1 protein-coding gene is annotated in these 719 nt (G+C 36.2%); it reads right to left on the bottom strand.

Features of this window, described 5'->3' with window-relative positions; genetic code table 11:
- On the bottom strand, nt 1-571 hold a 571-nt coding region (locus tag BCAMP_RS12125), incomplete at its 3' end, for an IS30 family transposase (protein ID WP_198015816.1).
- Between the last annotated feature and the right edge of the window lie 148 nt (nt 572-719).

Here is a 719-nt window from a genome sequence, read left to right as displayed (position 1 = left end):
CAGCGTCTGCTTTATTTTTCAGACCAACAACAGTATCAATTTCCCAATGCCCTAATTCTTCTCGGACATCAACGATGTCTGGACGTTTTTCAATTGATTGTCCTAATATACGCTTGTTCTTACGACTTTTTTGTTTCTTAATTTGTCGTGATACCTTTTTATTCAAGTCAATGTTTTTGACGCCTAAGAAACCAGCATCAATCAGATGATAAAGTGTTTTTACTGAAAGCATTTCATCGTCTGAAAAAAGCTGATGGCGTTTGGCATAGCCAACGATTGCATCAGGTGACCATTTATCAATTGCTATTTTTCGAGTGACATATTCAATGAAGGCAACGCAGGAAATCCATTTGTATTTACGGCCACAATTTTTGCGCTTGAGTTCATAACAAGCTTGTCCCTTTTTGTGCGAGTAAGAACGAACAAGAAAGACGGTGCTTTGTTTTTTGTTTACTTTCAATCGAAATCTTTTCGTGATTATTCCCCTTTTAACTTCGTTGTTAATTGTTTGAGGTGACCGGTTGAGTAAATAAGCAATTGACCGATGTGATTCTTTCTTGCGGAGTAACATTTGTATCATCCTACGTTCGGCAACAGAAAGGTGTGTATGTTTTGTTTTAAATGTGTTATTCTTTATGAGTGTCATAGCAAAATCATCCTTTATTGTTTGGTGTCGTAACCTCAATAATACATGATTTTTTCGCTAAGGCACTTTTTTT

This window comes from Brochothrix campestris FSL F6-1037, assembly GCF_000525915.1.
Classification (GTDB): Bacteria; Bacillota; Bacilli; order Lactobacillales; family Listeriaceae; genus Brochothrix; species Brochothrix campestris.
Note: the sequence above shows the minus strand (reverse complement) of the source record. Positions and strands in the feature narration are given on the sequence as shown.